This is a genomic window from Salinimicrobium oceani (assembly GCF_012037645.1).
This window is the reverse complement of the sequence record NZ_JAAVJR010000881.1, coordinates 1-398: the sequence shown is the minus strand read 5'-3', so window position 1 is coordinate 398 and position 398 is coordinate 1. Positions and strand designations below refer to the sequence as shown.

The following is a 398-nucleotide window of genomic DNA, read 5'->3' as shown; positions in this document are numbered from 1 at the left end:
AACACAAATTGCGGAATACCTCTCAAAAATGCCATTTTTGACTACCATTAAAAAGAAGTCTTTAACGGACAAATTCAAATCACCAAGCCGCAACTTGCGTTATTCGAGACGTTGGGCACAATTAAAACAAAACGACTAAAACTGAATATAAAATGGCGAAAAAACCAACACCACCAAAAAGAACTCACGTAGTAAAACGGGATTCGGGTTGGGCTGTTAAAAAAGAAGGAGCTCAACGGGCAACCAAAGTCTATACAACAAAAGAACAAGCCGTAAAAGGTGCTGAAAAAAGCCGGAAGTCTGGTAGTGATGTCGTAATTCACAAAAAAGACGGTTCAATTCAACAATGGAAAAAATCCAAACATTAGAATATGGATTTTGAGAAAAACATATTCATT

General features: G+C 36.7%; 1 protein-coding gene. It reads left to right on the top strand.

Annotated features, from left to right (window positions below; genetic code table 11):
• Positions 1–152 precede the first annotated feature (152 nt).
• A complete protein-coding gene (locus tag HC175_RS19865; protein WP_168026744.1) occupies positions 153–368 on the top strand; it encodes a DUF2188 domain-containing protein in 216 nt (71 codons plus the stop codon).
• Positions 369–398 lie beyond the last annotated feature (30 nt).